This is a genomic window from Actinomadura sp. WAC 06369 (assembly GCF_003947565.1).
Lineage (GTDB): Bacteria > Actinomycetota > Actinomycetes > Streptosporangiales > Streptosporangiaceae > Spirillospora > Spirillospora rifamycini.
Genome location: NZ_QHJN01000301.1, coordinates 1 through 4,929, shown reverse-complemented (window position 1 = coordinate 4,929; position 4,929 = coordinate 1). Strand labels below are relative to the sequence as shown.

Here is a 4,929-nt window from a genome sequence, read left to right as displayed (position 1 = left end):
GTCGGCGGCTTAAGATGGGTATAAGATCCAGCCCTCCGCGCTCGACCATGCTCATACTCGCGACTGATGAGTTGCATGGCGAACCCGCCGTAGACTCGCTGCGATGGACACGACGGTCGCAGATCCACTCGTCGGGCAGCTGCTCGACGGGCGCTACCGCATTGAGTCCCGCATCGCCCGCGGCGGCATGGCCACGGTCTACCTCGCGCGCGACAGCAGGCTCGACCGCGTCGTCGCGGTCAAGGTGATGCACGCCGGCCTCGCCGCCGACGAGGACTTCGTGAACCGCTTCATCGGCGAGGCCAAGGCCGCCGCCGCGCTGTCGCACCCCAACGTCGTCGCCGTGTACGACCAGGGGACGGACGGCGAGCGCGGCTACCTGGTGATGGAGTACGTCCCCGGCCGGACGCTGCGGGACGCGCTCGCCGCCCGCGGCCGGTTCGGGCCGCGGGCCGCGCTGGAGACCATGCAGCCGGTGCTGGCCGCCCTCGGCGCCGCGCACCGCGCCGGGCTCGTGCACCGCGACGTCAAGCCGGAGAACGTCCTCATCACCGAGGACGGCCAGGTCAAGGTGACCGACTTCGGGCTCGCGCGGGCCGAGTCCGCGAGCCGGATGACCCGCACCGGCGTGATCATCGGCACCGTCGGGTACCTCGCGCCCGAGCAGGTCACGTCCGGCAGCGCCGACGTGCGCTCCGACGTCTACGCCGCCGGGATCATGCTGTTCGAGCTGCTCACCGGACGGCTCCCGCACGAGGGCGACACACCGCTCGCCGTCGCGTACAAGCACGTCAACGAGACCGTGCCGCCGCCGTCCGAACTCGTCCCCGGCCTGCCGTACCGGGTCGACGAGCTCGTCACGGCCGCGACGAGCCGCGACCCCGCGCACCGCCCGCAGGACGCGAACGCCTGCCTCGCCGCGGTCGCCGAGGTCCACGGCGGGCTGCCGCCCGACATCGACGCGCGGCTCGAGGAGGCGCCCCCCGGCGGGACGGCCGTCCTGCCCGCGCCCGCCGGGGCCGCGCCCCCGGACGGCGCCGCGGACGGCGGGCCGGCCGGGCACGGGGGCACGGAGCCGCTCCCGCCCGCGCCGCGGACGTCGCCCGTCCGCTTCCCCGAGGACGTGCGCGGCCACACCGCCGTGCTCGACCCCGGCGAGGACCCGGCGGGCCCGCCGCCGCGCTCCCGCGGCGACCGCGTCATCGGGGCGCTCACCGGGCGGTACGTGCTTGTCGCGATCGGCGCGATCGCCGCCGTGATCCTCGGGTGGGCCGTCTGGTACCAGACGTCCGGGCAGTACGAGCACGTCCCGGCCGACATCGTCGGGATGGAGGTCGCGGAGGCGCGCGGCGCGCTCGCCGACGCCGGCATCGCCGTCCGCGTCGCCGAACCCGTCTACCACGACCGGGTCCGCAAGGGGCTGGTCGCGAAGTCCGACCCGGGCGCGGGCGCCCGCGTCGGGCAGGGGGAGACCGTCACGCTGACGCCGTCCAAGGGGCTCACGCCCCGGGCCGTCCCGGACGTCGAGGGGAAGACGCTCGACGAGGCGAAGAAGATCCTCGCCGACGACGGGTTCCGGGTCGGCGGGACGAGCACCCGCGAGTCGCAGACCGTCCCGAAGGACCGCGTCGTCGGCACCGACCCCGCCGCCGGGAAGGAGCTGTCCCCGGACGAGCCGGTCGCCGTCGTCCTCAGCGGCGGCATGTCGATGCCGGACCTCGTCGGCTCGAACGGCGAGACCGCCGCGAACCGGCTCCGCTCGCTCGGCCTGAAGGTGACCGTCCGGGAGAAGCGCGTCGAGGGCAAGGCGCCCGGCACCGTCGTCGAGCAGACGCCGGGCGAGGGCACCGGCGTGTCCCGCGGCGACGAGGTCGCGCTCGTCGTCAACGAGCGCGACTGCATCATCGACGCGGGCCCGATCCGGCTCGGCTGCGACGGCGAGGGCGGCGCCGAGAAGATCCCGGTGCCGGACGTCACCCACCGCAGCGTCGACGACGCCACCAAGATCCTCAAGGACTCCGGGTTCGAGGTGAACGTGCAGGGATGGGGCGGCGACACCGTCCGGTTCCAGGCGCCCGGCGGGGACGGCACGGCCGACCGCGGCTCCACGGTAACGATCGTCCGGGGGCCCTGAGCGGCGGCCCCGGGACGCCGGGCGGCGGATAGGCTGGAGGGACCATGACCTCTCCGCAGAGCCCCGTCGGGGCCCACGTCCCGGTCGCCGGCGGGCTCGCCACCGGCGGCCTGAAGTACGCCGCCGAGATCGGCGCCGAGGCGATCCAGGTGTTCGTCGCGAACCCGCGCGGGTGGGCGCTCCCCGCCGGCAAGCCGGCCGAGGACGCCGAGCTCCGCGACCGCGACGACGTGCCCGTGTACGTGCACGCCCCGTACCTCGTGAACTTCGGCTCCCCCAGCGAGGAGACCCTCGAGAAGTCGATCGCCACGGTCCGGCACTCGCTGGAGCGCGGCCGCGCGATCGGCGCGCGGGGCGTCGTCGTCCACACCGGCTCGGCCGTCAGCCAGGCGTACGACGCCGCGATGCGGCAGGTCCACGAGCACGTCCTCCCCCTGCTGGAGGAGATCCCGGACGACGGCCCGCGGCTGCTGCTCGAGCCCATGGCGGGGCAGGGCAAGATGCTGTGCGCCAAGGTCCAGGACCTCGGCCCGTTCTTCGAGGAGCTGGAGCACCACCCGAAGCTGGGCGTGTGCTTCGACACGTGCCACGCGTTCGCCGCCGGGCACGACCTCGCCGCGCCGGGCGGCGTCAAGGAGACGATCGACGCGCTGGTCGAGACGGTCGGCGCGGGACGGCTCGACCTCGTCCACGCCAACGACTCCAAGGACGCGTGCGGCTCCGCGAAGGACCGGCACGAGAACATCGGCGACGGGCAGATCGGCGAGGACCCCTTCGCGGCCCTGTTCGCCCACCCGGCCGTCGCGGGCGTCCCGTTCATCATCGAGACCCCGGGCCGCGACCCCGGCCCGCACGGCCGCGACATCGCGACGCTGAAGCGCCTGCGCGGCGCCTGAACGCACGCACCCGGGCAGATCCGGGCACAGGGCACCCGAGCATGAAAAAGAGCTCGGGTGCCGATGAACAACCCCCCGACTGTCCACCGGCACCCGAGCCACAGGCCGTCGGGTCCCACCCCCCCGGTACGGGACCCGGCGACTCACGATCCGGCGGCGACTGGCGTTCGCCGGATCTCCGGGTGTGCTGTTGTGGGAGGTTCCGCGGCCGGCGGACGTCCGTCCCCCGTGCCGCCCGCCCCTCCGGAGGCGGGTGCTTCTCGTGGTGCCACTGAGAACACTAAGCCCGTGATGCCGCAGATCGGCACCCCGAACACGCCGCCCGCGATGAACGGTCCGTAGTCATAGTTGTGCGTAGCGTAGTCACGCGGTGAGCGGTCGGTTTCGTACGACGAACGGGCGGCGCGCGCGGCCGTCCGCGTCAATCCGCCGGAGGGCGGGCGGACGCGCCGTCCGGCAGGTGCAGCCGCGCCAGGGCGCGGCCCGCGTGGGGCGGCACGCTGCGGCGCGTGAGCAGCGACACCGCGACCATCACGGCCGCCGCCGCCGGCGCCGCCGCCGCGGCGGGGACCGCGCCGCGCCCGGCGAGCTGCGCCGCCCCCGCCGCGAGCGCCAGGCAGCAGCCGCACACCAGCCCCGCGACCGCGCCGGCCGGGGTCAGCCCCCGCCACCAGATCCCCAGCAGCAGCAGAGGGCACAGCGTGCCCGCCGACACGGCGAGCGCCAGGGTGACGAGACCCGCCGACCCGTGCGGGCCGAGCCGCGGCATGACGGCGAGCGGCGCGGCGAGCACGACCACCGCGCCCGCCCGGAACACGGCCGCCCCGCGCCGCCGCGCGTACTGCGCGACGGTCCCGGCCACGGCGACGGCGATGCCGCACGAGGCGGTGACGAACGCGGCGAACGCCCCCGCCGCGAGCAGCCCCGTGAGCAGCGTGCCCGCCGTTCCGGGGATCGTCCGCTGCGGCAGCAGGAGGAGGTCCGCGTCGGCCCCGGTTCCCGGGGCGGCCGCCCCGGGCCGGCGTCCGAGCACCCCGTACAGGACGGCGACCACCGAGAACAGCCCGGCGAGGACCGTGACGTACGCCGCCGTCCTGCGCGCGGCGCCGCCCCCGCCGCTCGTGTAGAAGTGCATCAGGATCTGCGGCAGCCCGACCGTGCCGAGCGCGACGCACGCGACCAGCGCGTACGTCCCGGCGATGCCGGGCGCACCGCCCGGAGCGGGCTCGGCCCGGACGTCCGGCACGGCGTGCACCTGCCACAGGACGGCCCCCGCCAGCACGGGCACGGTCAGCGCCGCGAGCTTCGCCCAGAAGTGGACGGCCTGGAACGCGGTGACGCTCCGCACCCCGCCGGACGCCACGAGGACCGACGCCGCCGCGACCCCGACCGTCCAGCCCGTCCAGTGCGGCCCTCCGGTGAGCACGTGCAGCGCCACGCCCGCGCCGTGGAGCTGCGGCAGCAGGCAGCACCAGCCCACCAGGCAGACGCAGCCGGTGGCGGCGTGCCGGGCGCCGCGCGAGCCGAGCCGCCACTCGGCGAAGTCGGCGACGCTGTACGCGCCGGACCTGCGCAGCGGCGCGGCGACGAACGCCGCGAGCAGGGCGCACCCGGCGGCCGCGCCCACGGGCAGCCACAGCACGTCCGCCCCGTGGGCGAGGACGAGCCCGGCGGCGCCGAGGTACATCGCGGCGCACAGGTGCTCGCCGCCGACCGCGGCGGCGTTGCGCCACGGCGGCACCTCCCGCGCCGCGTCCGCCAGACCGGGCACCGGACGGGCCCGCGCCCGCCGCGCGCGCCCGCCGCCCCGGCGCCCGCCGCGTCCCGCCGCGAACGCCGCGAGCGCCGCGGCCAGTGCGGCGAGCACGGCCGCGAGGGCCGTCGCGCTCATCGCGAATC

Annotated in this window: 3 protein-coding genes; 2 read left to right on the top strand and 1 reads right to left on the bottom strand. The window is 76.2% G+C overall.

Annotated elements, in window-relative coordinates; translation table 11 throughout:
• Positions 1 to 103 precede the first annotated feature (103 nt).
• Together pknB and DMH08_RS38530 are read left to right on the top strand one after the other, a co-directional pair.
• Positions 104 to 2,134, top strand: coding sequence for a Stk1 family PASTA domain-containing Ser/Thr kinase (gene pknB, locus DMH08_RS38535; protein ID WP_125621179.1), 2,031 nt, complete (start codon positions 104 to 106; stop codon positions 2,132 to 2,134).
• A 44-nt stretch (positions 2,135 to 2,178) separates the two neighbouring features.
• Positions 2,179 to 3,030, top strand: a complete 852-nt coding sequence (locus tag DMH08_RS38530) for a deoxyribonuclease IV (protein WP_125621177.1) — start codon at positions 2,179 to 2,181, stop codon at positions 3,028 to 3,030.
• A gap of 421 nt (positions 3,031 to 3,451) precedes the next feature.
• Here the strand turns inward: DMH08_RS38530 and DMH08_RS38525 are convergent.
• Positions 3,452 to 4,929 (bottom strand): sodium:solute symporter family transporter (locus DMH08_RS38525; RefSeq protein ID WP_125621175.1); only part of this gene is annotated, 1,478 nt, incomplete at its 5' end.